The sequence below is a fragment of the Pseudoalteromonas sp. OF7H-1 genome, assembly GCF_022347825.1.
In the GTDB taxonomy this organism is placed as follows: Bacteria; Pseudomonadota; Gammaproteobacteria; order Enterobacterales; family Alteromonadaceae; genus Pseudoalteromonas; species Pseudoalteromonas maricaloris.
The window spans coordinates 41,192-62,778 of sequence record NZ_JAKRFX010000015.1 but is presented as its reverse complement, the minus strand read 5'-3'; the positions used below and the strand labels follow the sequence as shown (position 1 = coordinate 62,778).

General features: G+C 44.4%; 16 protein-coding genes. 3 read left to right on the top strand and 13 right to left on the bottom strand.

Features of this window, described 5'->3' with window-relative positions; genetic code table 11:
• The first annotated feature begins 214 nt into the window (after nucleotides 1–214).
• Nucleotides 215–847 carry a 2OG-Fe dioxygenase family protein gene (locus tag MHN30_RS17460; RefSeq protein ID WP_010374441.1) on the top strand — a complete coding sequence of 211 codons (633 nt, stop codon included), beginning with the start codon at nucleotides 215–217 and terminating at the stop codon, nucleotides 845–847.
• Nucleotides 848–856: 9 nt separating this feature from the next.
• Nucleotides 857–2,092, top strand: coding sequence for a cysteine desulfurase-like protein (locus MHN30_RS17455; RefSeq protein WP_239360549.1), 1,236 nt, complete (start codon nucleotides 857–859; stop codon nucleotides 2,090–2,092).
• Between the two features lie 33 nt (nucleotides 2,093–2,125).
• Here MHN30_RS17455 and MHN30_RS17450 read toward each other — a convergent pair whose 3' ends face one another.
• From MHN30_RS17450 to MHN30_RS17395, 12 genes are all read right to left on the bottom strand, one after another.
• Nucleotides 2,126–2,587, bottom strand: a complete 462-nt coding sequence (locus MHN30_RS17450) for a cyclic nucleotide-binding domain-containing protein (RefSeq protein ID WP_010374445.1) — start codon at nucleotides 2,585–2,587, stop codon at nucleotides 2,126–2,128.
• A 160-nt stretch (nucleotides 2,588–2,747) separates the two neighbouring features.
• Nucleotides 2,748–2,924, bottom strand: a complete 177-nt coding sequence (locus tag MHN30_RS17445; RefSeq protein WP_157757218.1) for a hypothetical protein — start codon at nucleotides 2,922–2,924, stop codon at nucleotides 2,748–2,750.
• Between the two features lie 153 nt (nucleotides 2,925–3,077).
• Nucleotides 3,078–4,475, bottom strand: a complete 1,398-nt coding sequence (ntrC, locus tag MHN30_RS17440; RefSeq protein WP_045989408.1) for a nitrogen regulation protein NR(I) — start codon at nucleotides 4,473–4,475, stop codon at nucleotides 3,078–3,080.
• Nucleotides 4,472–5,554, bottom strand: a complete 1,083-nt coding sequence (gene glnL / locus MHN30_RS17435; protein ID WP_039494750.1) for a nitrogen regulation protein NR(II) — start codon at nucleotides 5,552–5,554, stop codon at nucleotides 4,472–4,474. Before glnL ends, ntrC begins: the two co-directional genes overlap by 4 nt.
• Before the next feature lie 547 nt (nucleotides 5,555–6,101).
• A complete protein-coding gene (locus MHN30_RS17430) occupies nucleotides 6,102–6,608 on the bottom strand; it encodes a DUF4124 domain-containing protein (protein WP_239360547.1) in 507 nt (168 codons plus the stop codon).
• Between the two features lie 266 nt (nucleotides 6,609–6,874).
• Nucleotides 6,875–8,281, bottom strand: a complete 1,407-nt coding sequence (glnA, locus tag MHN30_RS17425) for a glutamate--ammonia ligase (RefSeq protein ID WP_010374454.1) — start codon at nucleotides 8,279–8,281, stop codon at nucleotides 6,875–6,877.
• Nucleotides 8,282–8,660: 379 nt separating this feature from the next.
• Nucleotides 8,661–11,117 (bottom strand): ABC transporter permease, encoded by a 2,457-nt coding sequence (locus MHN30_RS17420; protein ID WP_239360545.1) that lies wholly within the window; start codon nucleotides 11,115–11,117, stop codon nucleotides 8,661–8,663.
• Nucleotides 11,118–11,143: 26 nt separating this feature from the next.
• Nucleotides 11,144–11,866 carry an ABC transporter ATP-binding protein gene (locus tag MHN30_RS17415; RefSeq protein ID WP_239360543.1) on the bottom strand — a complete coding sequence of 241 codons (723 nt, stop codon included), beginning with the start codon at nucleotides 11,864–11,866 and terminating at the stop codon, nucleotides 11,144–11,146.
• Between the two features lie 23 nt (nucleotides 11,867–11,889).
• Nucleotides 11,890–13,140: an HlyD family efflux transporter periplasmic adaptor subunit gene (locus tag MHN30_RS17410; RefSeq protein ID WP_239360541.1), complete on the bottom strand. Its 1,251-nt coding sequence runs from the start codon at nucleotides 13,138–13,140 to the stop codon at nucleotides 11,890–11,892.
• Nucleotides 13,141–13,289: 149 nt separating this feature from the next.
• Complete coding sequence (locus MHN30_RS17405) at nucleotides 13,290–14,585, bottom strand: ATP-binding protein (RefSeq protein ID WP_239360539.1); 1,296 nt, start codon at nucleotides 14,583–14,585, stop codon at nucleotides 13,290–13,292.
• Nucleotides 14,572–15,933 carry a sigma-54 dependent transcriptional regulator gene (locus MHN30_RS17400; RefSeq protein ID WP_239360537.1) on the bottom strand — a complete coding sequence of 454 codons (1,362 nt, stop codon included), beginning with the start codon at nucleotides 15,931–15,933 and terminating at the stop codon, nucleotides 14,572–14,574. Before MHN30_RS17400 ends, MHN30_RS17405 begins: the two co-directional genes overlap by 14 nt.
• A 42-nt stretch (nucleotides 15,934–15,975) precedes the next feature.
• On the bottom strand, nucleotides 15,976–18,420 hold the full coding sequence (locus tag MHN30_RS17395) for an ABC transporter permease (RefSeq protein ID WP_239360535.1): 2,445 nt from the start codon (nucleotides 18,418–18,420) through the stop codon (nucleotides 15,976–15,978).
• A gap of 384 nt (nucleotides 18,421–18,804) precedes the next feature.
• Here MHN30_RS17395 and typA point away from each other — a divergent pair, with 384 nt between their 5' ends.
• Nucleotides 18,805–20,625 carry a translational GTPase TypA gene (gene typA / locus MHN30_RS17390; protein WP_010374470.1) on the top strand — a complete coding sequence of 607 codons (1,821 nt, stop codon included), beginning with the start codon at nucleotides 18,805–18,807 and terminating at the stop codon, nucleotides 20,623–20,625.
• Between the two features lie 105 nt (nucleotides 20,626–20,730).
• On the opposite strand, the gene MHN30_RS17385 is transcribed toward typA, so the two are convergent.
• On the bottom strand, nucleotides 20,731–21,579 hold the full coding sequence (locus MHN30_RS17385; RefSeq protein ID WP_039494743.1) for a CZB domain-containing protein: 849 nt from the start codon (nucleotides 21,577–21,579) through the stop codon (nucleotides 20,731–20,733).
• Nucleotides 21,580–21,587: the final 8 nt, after the last annotated feature.

Here is a 21,587-nt window from a genome sequence, read left to right as displayed (position 1 = left end):
AGCCAGCGCATGCTGGCTTTTTTTATGCACATAAAACGCTCATCTTAAATGGTGTTATCAAGCATTATTTTAAATCTAGATAAGTAATCCATTAAAGTGGTTATAAATGGGTTTTTATTGCGTTTTGCTTGTTAAAATCCCGTTTTTTTAAACAGTAATTTTCTCTGGTTTTATTAGAATTGTCGGCAAATTCTCATCAATGGGCGAGAGGATCATGACAACAGTAAACAACCAGAATTTATTACAACTACGCTTTTTACCGCAGTCACATATCGACGCAGTTAAGCCTTTTTTCAATCAACTTCCAGATAACCCTTATGCCGACGGTGCATTCAGAAAGCGCCGTTATTCTGTGGTTAAATTCACTGGCGGCGAAGTGACATTGCAGCCGACTAAGGCTTTCGTTCAAGACGATTCAATTAATACTTTCCAAGGTAATATTGAGCGTGTTTACGAAAACCTTGAGCTGGACATGTTAAACACCGATGGCTTTAAGCATATGCTTGCTGAATTCAAAGCCATGACAGGAATTGCAGACGATACCAGCATAGAAGTGCATCAGTTTCGCATGTTAGCGATTGAAAGTGATACCCCTCCCGCGCCAGAAGGTGTGCACCAAGATGGTTTTGACCATGTCTGTGTCTGTGGTGTTTCTCACGAAAATATCGCCGGTGGTGAGCTATTGGTTTATGAGCACAAAGAAGCCGAACCTTGCTTCAAAATGGAAATCAAAGATGGTTTATTTGCACTCGTGAATGACCGTGAAGTGTGGCATAACGCAACACCGATGAACAAGCTAGATGCCGAGCAAGTCGGTTACCTAGACTGCTTCGTATTTACAGCCTAAGAGGGTAGTATGGATTTAAATCAAGTGCGTCGTCAGTTCCCTGCGCTTATGCAAAGTATTGGCGGAACCGCGCCAATTTTCCTTGATGGTCCGGGTGGCTCTCAAGTACCGCAATCCGTGTTGAGCGCGATGTCTGCTTACCTTGGTTATTTTAACTCTAACTTAGGTGGGGCATTTTTCTCGAGCGATAAGACCGTCAGTTTGATGAGTGAAGCGCGCCAAGCGGTTGCGGACTTACTCAATGCGCCAAGTGCAGATCAAATTGTATTTGGTGCCAACATGACCAGCTTAACCTTTAGCTTTAGCCGTGCACTCTCTCGCGAATGGCAAGCGGGTGATGAAGTCATTGTGACTAATGCCGATCACTATTCAAACGTTTCTTCATGGCGTCAAGCCGCCGAAGATAAAGGTGCGACGGTGCATGCGGTGCGTATTAATGAAACCGATTGCACGCTTGATCTTGCGCATTTTGAATCACTACTAAATGCCAAGACTAAGTTAGTTGCGGTGACGTATGCATCGAATACAACGGGCTCAATCAACGATATCAAACGCATTGTGGAGCTTGCGCACCAAGTTGGTGCATTGGTATATGTTGATGCTGTGCATTATGCACCTCATGAGCTAATCGATGTACAAGGTTTGGATTGCGACTTCCTTGCGTGCTCTGCTTATAAGTTCTTTGGTCCGCATGTGGGCATTGTTTATGGTAAGCGTGAGCATTTAGAAGGTTTTACTCCGTATAAGGTGGAGCCGGCAAAAGACATTATCCCAGGCCGCTGGGAAACTGGTACGCAGAGTTTCGAAGGACTAGCGGGTGTTGTTGCGGCGATTGACTACATTGCTTCACTAAGCGAGATGAGTGCCGATACACGACGCCGTGAGAAACTGGTTGCGGCGTTTGCACGCACAAAAGCGCATGAGATGCAGCTTAGCCAGCACTTCTTAACGCGTTTAGCCGAATTTAAAAAGATTAAACTTTTTGGTATCGAGTCACGTGAGCGACTCGCTGAGCGTACACCAACGTTTGCTTTGATATTTGATGGCATCGAGCCACGTACCGTGTCGGAATTCTTAGGTAAGAAGCACATGTGCGTATGGGATGGTAATTTCTACGCCCAAGGGCTTTGCGAGCAGCTAGGGGTGATGGATAAAGGTGGGGTTGTTCGCATCGGTTGTATGCATTACAACACCATAGAAGAACTAGATAGCTTGTTTGATGCATTCAGTGAGTTGTTAGCATAATACAAAGTGGGAGCTACGGCTCCCACTGCTCATTTAGGTTTCTTGCCCTTCAATAAATGCATTGAGCTTTGCAATACGATGGCTCATGCCTTCAATAAGCTTGTCTTTGATTTTTTCCCGGATCACATTGGGCAAGCGTGTTAGTGCATCTGGGGTTATTGCCAAGATGATGCTGTCTTTTAACGCTTGTGCGCTAGTACTGCGTTCTCGGTTAGTGATAAATGCGCCTTCACCTAAAAATTCACCAGGACCAACCTTACCTAAATCATGGGCCGCATCTTGTTTAAAAATCAAAAACTCACCGCTTAATACAATATACAGGCGATTGTCTTTTTCAAAGCGTTTGAAAGCATGACGCTCTTGTTGCACCAGATATAAGTGACCAAAAGACTCAAGCAACACCTGGCGCTCGGCAAGCGTAAACTCTTTAAAAAACGCTAAGCGATTGATGATCTCTAGTTGTTTAAACAGTGGGACATTTTCAAGCAGTTTCACAGGCTTACATAAGTTAGTACATTGTCTTTATTAAATAGTGGCGACTTTTTTTGATTAGAGCAATGATTTTTTATTGTCGCTTACACCAATCTACTTGATTATGTCGCCAACTATTTATGTGGATTGGTATATAACGATAAGCGACATGAGTTAAATCATTCTAGCAAGCGGGATCGTACGGCGAAGTAGGGCATGTCATCCCCTGATAGCTGATACAGCCTTTATTGTGTGGTGAGGTAACATCATAACCACCAGCAGCTTGCGGTGTAAGCTCATTTGCTAGCTTCTTGCTGTTAGATAAATGTTTTAGTGGTTTTTTATTCAATGTAATTTTCATCGTGATTCCTTTACAAAATGTAAGTTATGCCGAGTAACAAGATACGGCATAGTCCAAGCTACTGGTTGTTTGTGTGATTTTCAATCAGATATTATTCATTTTGGGAACTGGAGTAGTGGGGAAAAAGCTGAGTCATAATACTCAGCTTGTTGTCTAATCTTGAATATTTCTCTCTTTTAGCTTTCTGGTCAATGTATTGCGTCCCCAACCTATCTTTAACGCCGCATCTTGCTTATGACCATGACAGGCATTGAGTGCGGATTTGATTAGTCGTGTTTCTAATTGTGCCTGTACATCGGGCCAAATATGGTCTTTGCCTTTACGTAACTCTGAGTCTAACCAAGTTTGGAATGCGTCCAGCCAATTGCCATGCTCTAAGGCGTCAATCTGTTGTGGCTTTTCTAGCTCTTCGGGCAGATCCGCTGGGGTGACAAGTTCACCCGGGGCCATTACCGTTAACCAGCGGCAGGTGTTTTCCAATTGCCTAACGTTGCCTGGCCAATGATACGCCTGCATTTTTTGCAGAGCATGTTTGGAGATGATTTTTGGCTCGGCTTTTAGTTCCTTTGCGCTTTTTGCAAGAAAGTGATCGCACAGGGCGGCGATATCTTCAGGGCGTTCACGTAAGGCTGGTAGTTTTAACCTGACGACATTTAGACGGTGAAACAAGTCTTCACGGAATTTACCTTGCTTGACCAGTGTCTCTAAGTCTTGATGGGTAGCCGCGACGATACGGACATCGACTTTTACACTGTTGTGGCCACCAACCCGATAAAACTCACCATCGGCGAGTACGCGCAATAGCCGAGTTTGTACGTCCAGTGGCATATCGCCGATTTCATCTAAAAATAAGGTGCCACCGTCGGCTTGTTCAAAGCGACCACGGCGCATGCTGTCAGCACCGGTAAAAGCGCCTTTTTCATGGCCGAACAACTCAGACTCGACGAGATCTTTGGGGATGGCGGCCATATTGAGCGCGATAAAAGAAGCCTCTTTGCGCGGGCTGTGATTGTGCAGCGCGCCTGCCACAAGCTCTTTACCCGTGCCTGATTCGCCGTTAATCAATACACTCATGCTTGAAGCGGAAAGTTTACCGATGGCGCGGAACACTTCCTGCATCGCTGGGGCTTCACCAATAATGTCGGGGCTATTGGCTTTTTCACTGTGGCGTTTTTGCTTTTTAGTTTGCTGGCCTGCGCGAAATGCACGTTGCACAAGGGAAACGGCCTCATTTAAGTCGAAAGGTTTGGCGAGGTATTCAAACGCTCCCTTTTTAAATGCGTTGACCGCAGAGTCTAAGTCCGAGTGCGCGGTCATAATGATCACCGGCAGGTTTGGGTAGAGCCCTGCAATTTTATCTAACAAGGCCATGCCATCGATACCTGGCATACGTACATCTGAGATCAGCACCGCAGGTTGCTCATATTCAAGCGCGGTCAATACATCTTGACCGCTGGCGAAGCTCTCGGTTTCAAACTCAGCTCGCTTTAACGCCTTTTCTAAAACAAATCGGATTGAAGCGTCATCATCGACTAACCAAACTGATTTCATTGCACGTTTCCTGTTTCGGTGTTGTCAAAGGGAAGGTAGATACTGAACTCAGTGTGTCCTGGCCAACTATCGCATTCGATAAATCCTTGGTGTTGCTCGACCAAAGTTTGCGCGATAGAGAGCCCAAGTCCAGAGCCTCCTTCTTTATTCGTGATCATCGGAAAGAACAATGTCTCTTTTACCTCATCGGCGATCCCTGGACCGTTGTCGCTGATACGGATGAGTAATGCTTTTTTCAATAGTCGCTCACCATGATGCAGACGGTGTTTAATGCGCGTTGTTATGGTGATCGTACCGTCATGCTGTAGTGCTTGTTGAGCATTGCGCAGCATATTCAGCAGAACTTGCTGAATTTTGGCTTGATCTATCACGATAGCCGGAATACTGGGATCATAATCTTTTACCAAGGTGATATCGGCATCGCGCTCCAAGGTGGTTAACTTAATCACCGATTCTAACGCCTGATGGATATTACACGGCTCTTTTTGTGGTAACTGATTGGGTCCAAGCAATCTATCTACCAACTCGCGCAATCTATCTGCTTGCTCAATAATGAGTGTGGCACATTCTTCCCGTTCTTGTTGATCAGTTTCGTACTGCAATAATTGCGCCGCACCGCGGATCCCACCAAGTGGATTTTTTATTTCATGGGCAAGACCGCGAATGAGGTTTCGAGCTGCCTGAAATTGGTGCATTTGATTGGATGCTTGGTCATAACGCAGGGCATCATCAACACGGCGACATTCCACTAAAATATACGCCTTGTCTGCAAGGTAAACTCGTCTGGCATGCAGACTTAGTGTCGCAACACGATTATCTACAAATACCACGTCTACCCTGTGTTGCTGGCAGTCTACGCCATCTTGTAGCACGTATTTAGAGAGCCGTGGCAGGTCTATATGATGATGATTAAACACACTATCAATCGCCAGTCCGACAAGCCGTTTTGTGCTGAGTCCCAGTAGTTCACTACTGCTGTAATTGGCATAGTGAATCATTAAATTTTGATCGAGCACTAAAATCGCGGTTGAGAGAGATTGCCAAACTTTATCCAAGTCAATCGAGTTATGTTGATCCATATATGTTCACCGTGCACCAATGCGGTGCAATGAGAATAGCATAGCTTTGCATCCATTAAAGTAAATTATTACCTAAGCTCAGAAACTAGGGGTTTTCGAACTCGTATCCTAAACTTGTTATTAATAAAGCATGCCAACTTTAAGGTGCTGAGATTATTAATGCTTTGTGTCAAAAAATACATCTAGCTCGTTTTTGTGGGGGGAGCCTGTTTGTCATGTTCTGTATGAACGGGTGTGACTTTCAAAGCGCTAAGTATGTTACCGAACAGATTAACTGCTTTCCTCCTCAAACCGCTAATTTACATCGGGCTACGAATGGCGAGAAAACCACCCTTACAGGTGTGGTGCGGGTCGTCCAACCTAACTGGCGAGATAAATATTTATTGCGAACAAAGGCTGAGGTCTACTATCAAGTTCAAGTTGGTGAGCAAAGGTTGTGGATTGAACACAATGAAATGTCGAATTTGGCTTTCTCAATACCAGAGGAAATGAGCGTGGTGTGTTTGCAACTACTGGTTGCAAGCCAGTGTAGGTAAGCAATATCGCTTTAATTATTTACGGTATTGCGGTGCAAAAAGAACTTATGAACATCACTTTGGGCGACTAACATACCTTTTTGATTAAACACTTTCATAACCACAGAATGCTCGCCGCGATCAATGCCCCGCAAAGCAAACTGAGTATTACTTTGTTTTGGCCCTGTGGCTGTTCCATTGAGAAAGAGTTGCACGCTTAAACCTTGGGTAAATCTTGGCTCTATGGTGCCTGTTACGTATACGCTGCCGCTATTATCACGGATAGTTTGCTCATGCTCAGGAGAAGTGATTTTAGCTGTATATTGAATAGTTGGTGTCGTGTCCGTTTGCTCGAGAATTTTAGTATCAACACTTGGCATGGTTAAAGCGCTGGCGTTGAGTTTGACTTCTTTTGAACCTGGTTGCGGTACATCCGAATAGACCCAATGGCCGTTTTTGTCTTTCCAGCGATAGATTTTTGGGTTGGACTCTGCTGCAGCATCAATGCTTGTTAGGGCTAGCGTCATGCTAACCGACATTATAAGAAACCACTGACGCACCACAAATCTCCAGAGCAAACTACTGTTCATACTGTAGTATAGAGCAGTTGGAATTGCGAGTTACAAATGAATAATTCCCATAATGAAAACATAAAGGCGACTTTCTTTAAGCTTTTGAATTACATTAAAAAAGCCCGTAACAACGGGCTTGAGAACACATATGATTAAGAGTGCCAGAAACGCATAATGAGTTTTGGCTCTACAAGCTCAATACCGCGGTACTGAGCGTAGTAGTCTGTTAGCGATTAAACGCTGTAGTACATTTCGAACTCAACTGGGTGAGTTGTCATGTTTAATTTTTCAACTTCTTTCGACTTAAGCGTGATGTACGCATCGATTAGGTCGTCAGTGAATACGCCACCTTGAGTTAAGAACTCACGGTCAGCATCTAGAGAAGCAAGGGCTTCATCAAGTGATGCTGCAACAGTTGGGATTTCTGCTGCTTCTTCCGCTGGTAGGTCGTATAAATCTTTATCCATTGCATCACCAGGGTGGATCTTGTTGCGGATACCGTCAAGACCAGCCATCAGCTGAGCTGCGAAAGCTAGGTATGGGTTAGCCGCAGGATCTGGGAAGCGTACTTCGATACGACGACCTTTCTCTGATGGGATCACAGGGATACGGATTGATGCTGAGCGGTTACGTGCCGAGTATGCAAGCATAACTGGCGCTTCAAACCCTGGTACTAGACGCTTATAAGAGTTTGTTGCTGGGTTAGTGAATGCATTGATTGCTTTAGCATGCTTAATGATACCACCAATGTAGTAAAGCGCTTCTTCAGATAGGCCGCCGTACTTGTCGCCTGCGAAGATGTTCTTGCCGTCTTTAGCAAGTGATTGGTGGCAGTGCATGCCTGAACCGTTATCACCAACAATTGGTTTAGGCATAAAGGTTGCCGTCTTACCGTATAGGTGAGCCATGTTGTGGATAACGTACTTCATCTCTTGGATTTCGTCTGCTTTAGTCACCATAGTATTAAAGCGAGTCGCAATCTCATTTTGACCAGCAGTTGCTACTTCGTGGTGGTGCGCTTCAACAACGTGGCCCATTTCTTCAAGTACTAAACAAGTAGCTGCACGCCAATCATTAGACGAATCTACCGGTGCTACTGGGAAGTAACCACCTTTTACGCCAGGACGGTGGCCTGTGTTGCCGCCTTCGTAGTGTTTATCTGAGTTCCAAGCTGCTTCTTCAGCATCGATTTTGTACATTGAGCCAGACATATCAGTTTTAAATTTAACATCGTCAAACAAGAAAAACTCTGGCTCTGGACCGAATAATACGGTGTCTGCTATACCCGTTGAACGCATGAACTCTTCAGCGCGCTTAGCTACTGAACGTGGGTCACGCTCATAACCTTGGTGTGTGTTTGGTTCAACTACGTCACAACGAACGATAAGCGTTGTTTCTTCTGCGAATGGGTCTAGCTTAGCGCTTTCTGCGTCAGGCATAAGTACCATGTCAGATTCGTTGATGCCTTTCCAACCAGCGATAGATGAGCCGTCAAACATTTTGCCGTCTTCAAAGAAGTCTTCATCGGCTTGATGATGTGGGATCGATACGTGTTGTTCTTTACCTTTTGTATCTGTGAAACGTAAATCAACAAATTTTACGTCGTGCTCTTTAATAAAATCTAAAACCGATTGTGACATGTGTCCTCCGACTCGTTGGGTTATTTTTTGCTGCAATGTACTGCAATTGCACACAGATAAGCTTGATCTGTGCCATGTTTTTAAGTTTTTGATAAATATTGATTTTTAACTTTTGGGAAATTTAGGGATTAGCTTGGTGCACTAATTTGGTGCGTAAATGTTTCATTATGGTGCGCAATGTTGGTGCAAGCGATTCCCTGTGATAGTCACTTTATCTTCGAGTAAGTGTTTGGAGTATTGGTATAGATTATGAAACGCAACAAAGCAAAAATTAATTTAATTCGATAGCGGGGATCTGGGGTCGTGTTTTAATAAAAAAAGCAAGGCGCCTTGAGGGAGACGCCCTGCCTTCAGGGAGTTAATTTTATCGAAGCTTAGGCTAGTTACTTCTCAACGAGTATAATGCGGGCTTAGTAATAACCCCGCTGGCAGCTAATACAGTTGTTGCAGCGGTAATTCCGATGATAAGCGACAGTGGTAATACGAATCCAAGCAGGGAGACACTAAACATGACCTCCGAGTTTGCCAGCCAAGCCATAGCTGCAACGGTTGCAAATGTCGCACATCCAAGAGCCGTAAAGATCACTTTGGTATTTTCTCCTAGTAATCCAAGTACAATACTTTTTGGCGACGCACCAATTGCCATACGCACTCCGAGTTCATAGCGACGCATAGAAACGCCGTAATTAAGTACGCCATATATGCCAATTAGTGCGATCAGTAAGGTGATGGTTGCCAGAGATAGCGCAGCCCAACCTGCAACTTGGTGAATTGCGAGCGAGTTAGATAGCTGTTGAGACAAAGGTTGAATTTCAGCAACGCGCCAGCGTGTAGATATTTGCGCCATGGTTTGGTTTATGGATTGGGGAAGTATCTGCTGCCCTGTGTGCGTTTGAATAATAAACGCTGGTGTATAGGCTGACAGTCTGTCCACAGCCCACATACGAGCGGTATCAGGCTTATCTGGAATGGCTAAATTTTCACTAATACCGATGATTTCATACTGAATATGACGACGGCCATTGAGCCAATAAAAGCGTTTACCTATAGCGTCTCCTTGTGGCGCAAGTTGTTCTGCAAAGGCTTGATTAACAATAAGCACAGCTGATTGGCTATTGACTTCTTCAGTAGTGAAATTGCGGCCTTGTAGCAGACTAATCTCCATTAGCGGCAGATAAGATTCATCAACGATGTTACCAGACACTGAATACTGCGTCTGGAATCCTGAATCAGTTGCAAGAAACGTACTGAGCCCAAATTCAATCGGTGTGCCAGTAGTTAAGCTGACCGCTTTGAATTGTGGGTTTTGTTTGAGCGCAGCGGTAACATCTAGTAATTGTTGTCTGCGCTCAGCATAAAATGCATCTCTTTGTTCACGGGCTGGACGTTGCTCTACAAGTTGGTTGAGTTCAACCTCATAGCGCTCAGAGGTTGAGAAATTAGGTGATTGGTTGAGTAACCCCCATGCATTGATAAAAGTTTGCGAGCAAGCGAGTAATAATAGGCTGGCTAGAAATAGTTGGCTAAAAATTAAGGCTTTTCGGGTTTCTGTTTTGATTTGGATCCCGGTGCCTTTTCCGCTGCTTTGAAGTTGGCTATTGAGTTGCTTAAAGTTAATGCGTTTGCTCACGAGCCATGCACCGAGCGATGCCAATAACACGGCAAGAACTAAGCACAAGGCAACCGTGATGAAATTTGTGCTGAGGTTGAGTACGCCAGGTAGGCTATCTGCAGCCACCAGCCTAAGTAAGTAGTAGCATAACTCACTCACCGCGAAGAAAAGCATTGCGGCGCAGCTTGTGAGGATTAAGAGCTCGATAAATATGCCCCGCGATAAGTGGCCGCGTCCAGCGCCAAGTGCAGCCTTGATAGCCATATCACGTTGCTGATTTACTGCTCTGGCTAGAATAAGGTTAGCAATGTTGGCACAAGCAATGAGTAGCAGGCATAGTGCGCCTAACAGTAGCCAAATAGTTTTGCTGGCACTATCACCGTGGATTTTTTCTCGCAGCGGTAACAGCTCCAACGTAATGGTCATATCATCAAAAAAAGAAGAGCTGGCTGTTTGGGTTTTAAAACGGCTATTGTAATGCGTGGATAACTGGTGGTTGATAGTGGGAATGTCTACCGCCCCCGCTTTTTTAATCAACACGTGTCGATTAGGACCTGTGATCCCCCAGTGCTGAGCATCGCGGCGTTGAAATGAATAATAATCCCAAGGTAACCATACGTCAGTCAGACGGCCTGGAGTAAGCATTTCAGGTTCGCGATTTTGCTCTGATAGCACACCAATGATTTTAAAATTCACTTGGTCTATTTGAATAGATTGTCCGACGATATCGGCTGCTTGACCATAATATTTTTGCCAAGCTTGATAGGACAATACCGCGACTGGCTGCATTGAATTAAGGCCTTCGTCTGCGCTCGGTCCACGACCTAAGTGAAAAGTAAATCCTAGCATCGGCATAAATTCAGGGGTGGTGTAAGTGGTATTGACTTGCGGCGTTTCAACTTTACTTCTAATCACCTCTTCGGAATAGCCAAAGAGGGCGGTTTGTGACTCCGGCGTTTTTTCATTTTCATAGATCTCAAGCAGCATAGGTATCGGAGTGAAATCATCAAACTCCACTCTATCCTTGATATAGTGCACTGCTTTTGAAACGTAAAGCTGCTCTGCATTGGGGTAAGGCAACGACGCAGAGAGAATAGTAAAGTTTAAATTAAACATCGCCACGAGCGTACCTAGTGTGAGTGCTAGCGTAGAGATAATCGTGATGGTAAATACTTTTACTTTACTCAGAGAGTACAGACTGGCACTCATGTCTTTGACAAGCATATTACTTTCCTCGCTTCCATCATGGACTAAAACGTGTCAACGACTGCGTTGGCGTTAGTGTGTGTTTGGGGGGCCAGTATTTTGCCATCTAGAAGGTGTAGTTTGCGTGTCGCCATATCGGCATATCTAGGATCGTGCGTCACCATACATAATGTCGTCCCTTCTAGGTTTAGCGTTTTCAACATGTCCATAACGGCATCACCATTTTTTGAGTCAAGGTTACCTGTAGGTTCGTCAACAAGCAGTAATGCGGGGTTGCCGACGAGTGCACGGGCAATAGCAATCCTTTGCTGTTGACCGCCTGAGAGCTGGTTTGGGCGATGTTTTGCGCGGTGTGCCATATCTACTTTTGTCAGGCAACTCATTACAGCGTGATCAATATCGGCATTGCTCATCGGGGTTTTACGATAACGCAATGGCAGCGCGATATTATCGTAGACTGTCAGCTCATCAATTAAGTTGAATGACTGAAAGATAAAGCCAATTTTTTCGTTTCGAATATGTGCAGCCGCCGCTAAAGTTAATTGGCTAACCTCAAGATCTTCAATTTTATAGCTACCATCTGTTGGCATGTCTAGCAGACCAAGAATTGACAGCAGGGTAGATTTACCACATCCAGAAGGGCCACAAATTGACACGAAATCACCCTTATATATTTCCAAGTCAATCCCACGCAATGCGTGAGTTTCCATTTCTTCGGTACTAAAAATTTTGGTGATCCCTGACATGGTTAAAATAGTTTCTTTCATAATCGTATCCTAATGATGATTTATTATTGAATGATCCGTACTTGTTTAGCGTTTTTATAAGTACTTGTATCAGAGAGTATGATTTGTTGATTTGGGGTGACACCGCTTTCAATTTGCAAGAATTTGCCTGCATCAATACCAAATGACACTATCTGAGGGGTTGCGATGTCATTGTTTAACACAAAGAGCGTCTGCTGGCTGTGTGATAGAGTGTTACTTGGACGTTCAACATACAGTGCGTTCTTCAACTGATGTGTGCTAATTTGCGCATCTACGTTAAGTTCTGGACGCGCAGAATCAGGAACGCCATTGACAAAAGTGAGCTCAACTTCAATGGTACCTTCTTGTACTTGCGGGCTGATCCTTGTGACTTTCGCTGGCACTTGTTCGCGGCGTGTATTGACCGTAGCAAATTGACCTACCTGAATTTGTTCTGCTTTAGACTGAGATACTCTGACCAGTGCTTGAAGGTCGTTGGTACTGCCAACTTGAGCAAGTTCTTGGCCGGCTACAACACTTTGTCCAAGTTCAACTGCGAGCCGTTGCAACACACCTTCTGTACCTGCTCGGACTGTTAGTTTCGCTTCTCTTTCTTTTAACCGGGCGAAAAGAGACTGAGCTTGGTTGATCAGTTCTTGCGAGATGGTTAAATCTTCCGAATGTAATAGCTTTAGCTGTTCTATACGTGTTTGCTGTAGTTGTACTCTTTCTGACAGCTGCTGTTCTTCAAGCTCTGCGGTTTTTACATCAATGGCGGGGACAACGCCTTGGTCTCTGAGGGTTTGCTGAGCTTCTCGGCGCATGACTAACGATTGATGCTCACTGGTAAGCTCGGCAAGGGTGGCGACTTCCATTAATAACTCGCGCTGGTTTGCGAGTTTTTGTCTGCGAAAGTTTGCTTGCTGACGGTTTAGCTCCATTTCAGCACTTTCTAATTGCTGTAAGAGATCAGGGTCTTGCATCTTCAAAATGATGGTATCAGGCTGAACTTCACCACCGGGGCGTACTAAGATTTCATAGACGGTAGCCGGGTCTTGTGTGGTGATCAGTTTTTGTTTATTTGAGCGAAGCACGCCATAGCCGTCAACGCTAACATCTAAATCACCTTGCTTAACTTGTCCAACAATGATCGTTTGTCTTGGTAATTTGAACTCGTCCGATGTTGAGAATAGCTTAAGGCTAAGCCAAGCGAATATCAGCACTAGGGGGATTGCGATTACAAGTCCTAGCTTATGTAGCGGCTTTGCTTGTTTTTGTTTTAATACGTCCATCATCAGTTACCTTGCTTTAATCGGTTAACTAATGAGAGCAAACGATATGCCAAATTTTATCCTATTGTTTTTGTTGGTATTTAGTGTTTTTGTTTTACCGGAAGGTCCGATTGTGGACGTGAGAATTCAAAAACTGGACTGAGTATATTGGGTCAGTTAAGTGGCACAGGAAAGGCGAGTTGGCAAATCGCTCCCTGTTTATCCTGACGATTGGTAAGGCTAATGGAACCAGACATTTGCTCGACAAAATAGCGGCTAAGGTAAAGGCCAATACCTTCCCCGGTTTGTTTGGTGGAGTAAAATGGCACAAATAAGTTATCGTGGTTGGCAACGCCGGTACCTTCATCAAGCACCTCCAAGATAGCAATATTGTCTTTGGTATATAGCTTCAGTGTAAGCACAGAGCCCGCGGGGCTCGCTTCTATGGCGTTCTTGATGATATTGATTAGCACTTGATTAAATAGGGTTGGGTCAACATGGAAGTAGACCGGAGAAAGTTCAATTTGCCACGCTACATCGGTGAAAAGGCCTTGAACGGTTTTGCTCACTTCTAACCCCGACAGACGTTTTATCTCTACTTTTATTGGTTGGTTGAGCTGGCTGTACTTATGGATAAAATCCTGCAAATGGAAGCACCGCTCAAGTACGATATTAAATGCTTCGTGATCCCTTGGGTCTTTTGCGCGAGTTTGTAGGCGTTCCAGTATGGCGGACACTGGGGTGAGGGAATTTCTTATTTCATGGCTAATCACTCGGATCAAGCGTTGCCAAGCTTGAAGCTCCTGATCGCGCAGTGCTTGCTGAATATCGATACAGACGACAAGATGATATGACTGACTCTGCTGAGTAAAGGTGCTGTGTCTCACTTGCCAGCGCTTGTTGTTCTGTATATCGATAAAATGCCACTGTGGAGAAGGAGTTAACCCTATCGCCTCTGGGTGGCTATATCGTAGGGTTTGCCATGGCCTTTGAAATAATTGAAAGGAGGCGTCATTGCCAAAGCACAGTTGCATACGCTGGTCGAAAATAAGCATCGGGGTATTTAACACACTGATCAGTTCAGCAACGAGGAAAGATTGCATATCTTCATCGGTTTTTTCACTTTGTAGCATATCGGAGAGCGCATTCAGCTGATTGTGAAGCTGGGCGACAACGCCCGAAGAAAATGTCGGTTTGGCTTTTAGGCTAAAGTCGCGTTTAAGCCATGCTTCGGCTTGGTAGCCACAGCGTTCAAACGATAGCTTACAACGATTGTAAAGCTGTTTTAGTAATAGTCCTTGGCAGACAATCAGGCCAACGATTAAGAGTAAGGTGGGTAGAGGCATGGAAATAGGTATGCGAATCCCCATTTGCCAACTGACGACACACACTCCCGCAATTTCAATGGCGATGAGTAGCAAAAACTTACCTACGAAATAGCGCGCCAAGGGTTCTTTAAATAAGTGCATATTTTTCAAGGCGTCGGTAGAGTGATTGCTTAGTGATCCCCAGTAACTCAGCAGCTTGTTGTTTGTTTCCTGCCGTATTAGTCAAAGCTTGAGTAATCAGTTGTTGTTCTGCTTGCTCCAATGTGATGAGTGGCAGTGACATGGAATTATTCGCACTTGGCTGTGAAGGCGTGCTCATATGTAAGTGCTCGGGGCCGATTTCACCCGTTTGTGTTAGTAGCACGGCGCGTTCGAGCAAGTGCCCAAGCTCTCTGGTATTACCTGGCCAATCGTACTGTTTTAGCTGATTTAGCGCTGTGGGTGTAAGCCAACATTGTGTTTTTCCATACCGCTGACCATGGGTTTTGATAAAGTGCTCCGCTAATAATTCAATGTCTTCAGGACGTGTTCGCAAGGGGGGGATTTCGATTGTGAAGGTATTGATGCGGTAGAAAAGATCTTGGCGAAACTCTGCTTGAGCGATTAACTGCTCTAATTTTGCATTCGTTGCACTGATGAGCCTCACGTCTGCGACTTCAGTGACGCTTGAGCCGACTGCTTCATATTCTCGAGACTCTAGCACTCGCAGCAACTTACTTTGTTGTGCAAGCGGAAGAGTGCCAATTTCATCCAAAAATAAGGTACCAAGATCCGCCAATTTAAACCGTCCTGCACGGTCTGATTTGGCGTCAGTGAATGCGCCTTTGGTATGACCAAAAAGCTCACTCTCAAACAGTTGCTCAGGGATGGTTGCCATGTTGACGGAAATAAATGGCTGCGCTGCACGCTGCGAGTGTTGATGTATCCATTGGGCTATTAAGCTTTTGCCAACTCCATTCTCTCCGGTTAACAGAATATTGGCATCCGTGGGAGCCATAACTTCTAGTTGCGTCATCAGGTGTTGCATGGCTTTGCTGCGCCATAACACAGGTTTAGCATTTCCAGCGAGGGCATGCTGAAAAGCTTGGCTTTTATTTTTTAGTTTATTGAGTTGTAATTGGCCTCTAATAACTTGTTCAAAGCGCTGGTTTTTCCATGGCTTTTCTAGAAAATCTGCCGCGCCCAGTTGCATGGCTTGAACCACAAGCTCAGTATGTGACCATGCGGTCATAGCTACAATAGGGGTGGTATTGCCAAGTTGCTGTTGCTGTCGTAGAAACCTGAGTCCCTCTTGCCCCGATGTAGAGTCTAGCTCAAAGTTCATATCGAGTAGGATCAAGCTAGGCTGGTGTTGTTCAAGAAAGCTGAGTGCTTGCACTGGATTTTCGACTTCTTCGACGGCTAGACCTAAATCTTCCAATACAAACCGCGCAGCTAATCTTACTTCTCTGTTGTCTTCTATTAGCAATATTTGTGGTTTAGCACTCACAGTAAGCTTCCTTGATTTATTATTATCATCTCAATCGCTCTATTACTCTCCGCGTAGTGCATGTAATGCAGGGCGGGCAATAATATTTCTTGAAGATAGTAGCGTAACACCTGTGACTAAGGTGATAACAGTGGCAAGTGAAATTAACCAGTGGATAGCGCTATCTAGTGTAATAGGTACAAGCGTATCTTGAAGTATCGCAATACTCAATAACACCAAGATAGAAGCGCACGCTGCTGCAATAACAGGGCGCAAATTATCTTGTAATACCAGTCTAAACACGGCAACCGGTGTTGCACCAACCGACATTCTCACGCCTAACTCAAACCGACGTAACGCTACGCTGTACTTACATACACCGTAAATACCAAGTGCCGCAAGCGCAAGTGCGAATATCGATAGCATCAAAGTGAACATGCTAATGACACGAGCTTGCTGTAAGTGCGTAGCTAAAAGCATGGTCGTGGACTGAAAGTTATAGACGCGCATTTGCGGATGGATACCTGTGAGTGCCTGATTTATTTCCGCTCGACTAATTGTGGCATGTGCGTGAGTTTCAATTAACACAAAGGGGTAACCAGTTGGCACTGAGGGGATGAAAACCCTTGCAATATTAGATTGTTTGGGAAGATAAATATCCTCGACAACACCAATCACCTCAACGCTTTGTTGGCCGTTTCTAGGATATAGTTTAGCGCCCAATACTTGCCCTTGCTGGCGTAATTGCGTAGCTAGGGTCTGATTGACAATGACAACGGGCGCATTATTAATGGCTTCCTCATGAGTAAAAGTTCTACCGTCAATAAGTGTTGCCCCAAAGGTATCAAAGTATGGCCAAGTACCAGCCGTACTTTGATATTCAAACGAGTTTTTTTCTATACCTGGTTCAAATTGCATTTGACGATTTGAAAAGCCCGGCAGCCAATAGGAAAAAGGGGGATAGCCGCCAATGCCTACTTTGGTTACCTGTGGTAACTTTGCTAACGAGTCAACGGCAGATAAAAGCAGTTGTGAACGCTCCTCGCGGCTCATCTGCTGTAGCAAAGTACCTAAGTTTAGTGCTACTTGATAGGTGTTTTGTTCTCGTATCCCTGTGTCACGCTGCAAGTTTTGCCAGCTTGTTTGGAATATCCCAAGACAAATAGTGAGTAGTGACAGGCAAACAAATAATTGGAATGATATTAATAAAGTGCGGGTCATCGCGGAAATCTGAATGCCTGTGCCTTTACCACTGCTTTGCAGCTGTTGAATAATATGATGGTAGTTAAGTTGACGGCTTACTATCCAAGAAAGTAATAAACATAATAAAGTACTGACTGTAAAGGCAAAAGCAATAGTATGCGCTTCGAGTTGTAGCTCTTGCAAACGAGCGAGTGGGCCGACAACTCCTGACTTTAGTAGCCCTATGATCCCCTCAGCGATTAAAAGCGATAATGCTGCTGCGCTGATAAATAACAGTCCTAACTCTATCGCAATGTGGAAAAATAGATGATTAGGCTTGGCACCTAAAGCGGCTTGAACGGCAAAGCTTTTTTGTTGCTCGGCGGCACGTGAAAGCACTAAATTACAAATATTACTTAATGCGATTAATAGTAATACTGCGCTTCCGAGTAGCATCATTATACTCACTTGTGATGCTTCACCAATAATACGAGCTTTTATCGGTACAAATTCAAGTTGTACTTTACTATTAGCGAAAGTTTGCTCGCCAGCAGTTTGTTGTTGTAGTTGTTCATTCAGCCAGTTTTCAAGAGAAAGCTTTGCGCGACGTGCATGTTGTACATCATGTAACTTTAGCAATTGATATGTCTGGATATTATTCCTTTGCCATGTTGGTGTTGGAGAATCATTATAGTCATAACTGATCCATACATCGGTGTGCCAGTTAGGTGTGGATAATACTGGCTCAATGAATCGCTCGTCGGTGACGCCAACAATTTTGAAGCTTACCCCTTTAAATACCAATGTTTGGTCTAGAACGTTTGCATTTCCGCCGAAATAACGTTGCCACACTTGGTGTGAAACGATCGCGACAGGTTGTTGGCTACCTATCCCCTCATCTACTGAAAAGTACCGTCCCAATGCCAGTGGTACATTGAATATCGACATAAACTCGGGGGTGATCGCGCCAGTATTAAATGTTGGGCTGCTCGGTAAACTTTGTTCAACATCAATACTGATATTCTGAATGGCCATCACTTCGATATCGGAAAATTGTGCTTGCTTGTCATACGCCTCTAAGCTGCCAGCATGAGGAATAAAATTACTTTGCTTCACTTCATTATTGTCATCTACCAACGCGCCACGCATTAATACCAAGCGCTCTGCATCTGGGTAAGGAAGCGGAGCTGCGAGCAATTGATAGTTTAGGTTATACATCGCTACCAGCGCACCGAGTGTCAGCGCGAGAGTAATTATTATTGTTAGGGTGTAACTGACATGGCAGCAAAGTTTTTGCCAGGCCATTTTAAGTGAATGCGTTACCATATTTACTCCAAATCCGCTCACATTGTGTATCGGTATGTTGTGATAGTTATTCTACTCTACAGGGGAAACAGCAACGCCTATGCCAAACTTACTTTATTGATATTAATGACATTTGTATTTTATTTACAAGTGTTCAGTCCATAATCGGACGATAAAAGGCCATAAATGGACTAGAGCTGCAATAGGATTGTGCTGAAGCGACTTAAGGTTGTTGATTTATGCGCGCACCAATCAGGATTATTGAAAAAAATGTTGGATAAACTTTCATCTGTCACATTAATAGTAGATAATACGCGACCTTTAATTCTCAATCGGGCAATCTCAACGCGCATTTTTGCGTAGATCGACTAGGATCACTGAGGGCCAACTTCACTGAGTAATAATATGAGCATCGAAAAGTTAAGAAATATCGCGATTATCGCGCACGTAGACCACGGTAAAACAACGCTTGTAGACAAGCTACTTGAGCAGTCAGGTACACTACAGCAGCGCGGTGGTAATGAAGAGCGAGTGATGGACTCAAACGATCTTGAAAGAGAGCGTGGTATCACCATCCTTGCAAAAAATACCGCAATCAAGTGGAACGACTACCGTATCAATATCGTAGATACTCCGGGACACGCCGATTTCGGTGGTGAAGTAGAACGTGTTCTTTCGATGGCTGACTCAGTATTACTACTAGTTGATGCACAAGAAGGTCCGATGCCACAAACGCGTTTCGTAACGCAAAAGGCGTTTGCTCAGGGTCTTAAGCCAATTGTTGTAATCAACAAAATCGACAAGCCGGGCGCTCGTCCTGATTGGGTAATGGATCAAGTTTTCGATCTATTTGATAACTTAGGTGCAACTGACGAACAGCTAGACTTTAAAGTGATCTACGCATCAGCAATCAACGGCTGGGCAACACTTGACCTAGATGAGCCGTCTGACAACATGGAACCAATGTTCCAAGCTATCGTAGACGAAGTTGAAGCGCCTAACGCGGATCCTGAAGGTCCGTTCCAGATGCAAATTTCTCAGCTTGATTACAACTCATATGTTGGTGTTATCGGTGTTGGCCGTGTCACACGTGGTTCAGTTAAACCTAACCAACAAGTGACTATCGTGGGTGCTGATGGTAAGACGCGTAACGGTAAAGTTGGCCAAGTACTGGGTTACTTAGGTCTTGACCGTCACGAAGTTGAGCTAGCAACGGCGGGTGATATCATCGCAATCACAGGTCTTGGTGAGCTGAAAATCTCTGACACTATCTGTTGTCAGAATAATGTTGAAGCACTACCGCCACTGTCTGTTGATGAACCAACAGTAACAATGACTTTCTCTGTAAACACGTCGCCATTCTCAGGCCAAGAAGGTAAATACGTAACTTCTCGTAATATCCTTGAGCGTCTAGAAGCTGAGCTTGTGCACAACGTTGCATTACGTGTTGAAGAAACGGATAACCCTGATAGCTTCCGTGTATCTGGTCGTGGTGAACTTCACTTAGGTATTCTTATCGAGAACATGCGTCGTGAAGGCTACGAGATTGCTGTATCTCGTCCAGAAGTAATCTTGCGCCATGTTGATGGTCAGCTAGAAGAACCGTACGAAACAGTAACAATTGACTGTCAAGACGAGCACCAAGGTTCTATCATGGAGCAGCTTGGTTTGCGTAAAGCAGAAATGACTGACATGTCTCCAGACGGCAAAGGCCGTGTGCGTATGGACTTCATGATGCCTGCACGTGGTCTAATTGGTTTCCAAACTGAATTTATGACGTTAACGTCTGGTTCTGGTTTGATGTACCACACGTTCTCACATTACGGTCCACACAAAGGCGGTAACATCGGCCAGCGTAAGAACGGTGTACTAATCGCTAACGCAGCAGGTAAAGCGCTAACAAACGCACTATTTAACCTACAAGAGCGTGGTCGCCTATTCATCGGTCACGGTGTTGAAGTGTACGAAGGTATGGTTATTGGTATTCACAGCCGTGATAACGACCTAACGGTAAACGCGCTTAAAGGTAAGCAGTTAACCAACGTACGTGCATCTGGTACTGATGAAGCACAAAACCTTGTGCCACCTGTTGTTATGTCTTTAGAGCAAGCTCTTGAGTTCATCGATGACGACGAGCTTGTAGAAGTAACGCCTGAAAGCATCCGTATTCGTAAGAAACTATTGACTGAAAGCGAGCGTAAACGCGCAAGCCGCCAAGCTAAGTAATAGTTGACCTGGGCTTGGGATAACAACTTATCTTGAAGACAGGTTACTTAGAATACAAAAAACGCCGCAATTTTTGCGGCGTTTTTTGTGCTCCATTTACTAACTCTAAAATAAGCCGTACTCTTCCGTTTCTTCTGGCTCATAATTTTGTAAATGTTCAGGGCGGAAAATGGCGCTAGGGTCAATCAATACGCTGTGGCGTTTTCCCATCTTGACCAAGCCTTTCATCAATTTTTTGGTTTGCGCATCTATTTCAAAACCAATACTGGTCATTTCCTGCAGTGATTTAATATCGCTTTCATCACAGTGAACGTTATCTTCTACCTTATCGACAAGCAAACCGATATGCGGACTTTGGCCATCTTGAGTGGTAAAGACGATGATAGGTTTATGGTCGAGCATGATCTGATCACGAGCGGATTCAAATAATCGCATGAGTTTATTAAAAGTGGTGCTCTTTTCGCGAGCGAGAGTATCTATAGCCTCTTGTTTGTGTCCCTGTGCACACATCACTAATAGTTTATCTGCTAATGAATGTAGTTTTGCATGCGGTTCTTCGAAGCGTTTTAGAAGCGCTTTGAGGTCGTCATTTTCAGTTTTGAAGCCGTAATACCACTGCCCGAAAGCACATTGTTTTGGATCTTTGGCTTTAGTGAAGGGGACATCGTTAAAAATGCTTGCTTCGAGTGCGACAAGCCATTCTTTATGATCTTGCTCTCGCTGCTTTAGCATGCTGACCAATTCTTGATTGGTTTCGTAGGACGAGCGCTTGTTCAATATGATCCCTAAATCAAAAATAGGGGTCGGTACGCCCATGTAATCTTTGACACCCAAAAAGCTGGGGTTGTCATTGGGTAAATCCGTTAAATTTTCTTCGTAGCGTTCAGTTAATAGAATATCGAGGATTTGCAGTGATATTGTTTTTTTCCCGACGCGAAAGTTAATTAAATCCATGTCAGCCT

What these genes read in the sequence shown, in the direction of transcription:
- MHN30_RS17410 (WP_239360541.1), bottom strand. Translation starts at nt 13,140, where the DNA reads ATGATGGACGTATTAAAACAAAAACAAGCAAAGCCGCTACATAAGCTA.
- MHN30_RS17405 (WP_239360539.1), bottom strand. Translation starts at nt 14,585, where the DNA reads ATGCACTTATTTAAAGAACCCTTGGCGCGCTATTTCGTAGGTAAGTTT.
- MHN30_RS17420 (WP_239360545.1), bottom strand. Translation starts at nt 11,117, where the DNA reads ATGCTTGTCAAAGACATGAGTGCCAGTCTGTACTCTCTGAGTAAAGTA.
- typA (WP_010374470.1), top strand. Translation starts at nt 18,805, where the DNA reads ATGAGCATCGAAAAGTTAAGAAATATCGCGATTATCGCGCACGTAGAC.
- MHN30_RS17415 (WP_239360543.1), bottom strand. Translation starts at nt 11,866, where the DNA reads ATGAAAGAAACTATTTTAACCATGTCAGGGATCACCAAAATTTTTAGT.
- MHN30_RS17460 (WP_010374441.1), top strand. Translation starts at nt 215, where the DNA reads ATGACAACAGTAAACAACCAGAATTTATTACAACTACGCTTTTTACCG.
- MHN30_RS17430 (WP_239360547.1), bottom strand. Translation starts at nt 6,608, where the DNA reads ATGTCGGTTAGCATGACGCTAGCCCTAACAAGCATTGATGCTGCAGCA.
- glnL (WP_039494750.1), bottom strand. Translation starts at nt 5,554, where the DNA reads ATGGATCAACATAACTCGATTGACTTGGATAAAGTTTGGCAATCTCTC.
- MHN30_RS17455 (WP_239360549.1), top strand. Translation starts at nt 857, where the DNA reads ATGGATTTAAATCAAGTGCGTCGTCAGTTCCCTGCGCTTATGCAAAGT.
- MHN30_RS17395 (WP_239360535.1), bottom strand. Translation starts at nt 18,420, where the DNA reads ATGGTAACGCATTCACTTAAAATGGCCTGGCAAAAACTTTGCTGCCAT.
- ntrC (WP_045989408.1), bottom strand. Translation starts at nt 4,475, where the DNA reads ATGAAATCAGTTTGGTTAGTCGATGATGACGCTTCAATCCGATTTGTT.
- glnA (WP_010374454.1), bottom strand. Translation starts at nt 8,281, where the DNA reads ATGTCACAATCGGTTTTAGATTTTATTAAAGAGCACGACGTAAAATTT.
- MHN30_RS17385 (WP_039494743.1), bottom strand. Translation starts at nt 21,579, where the DNA reads ATGGATTTAATTAACTTTCGCGTCGGGAAAAAAACAATATCACTGCAA.
- MHN30_RS17445 (WP_157757218.1), bottom strand. Translation starts at nt 2,924, where the DNA reads ATGAAAATTACATTGAATAAAAAACCACTAAAACATTTATCTAACAGC.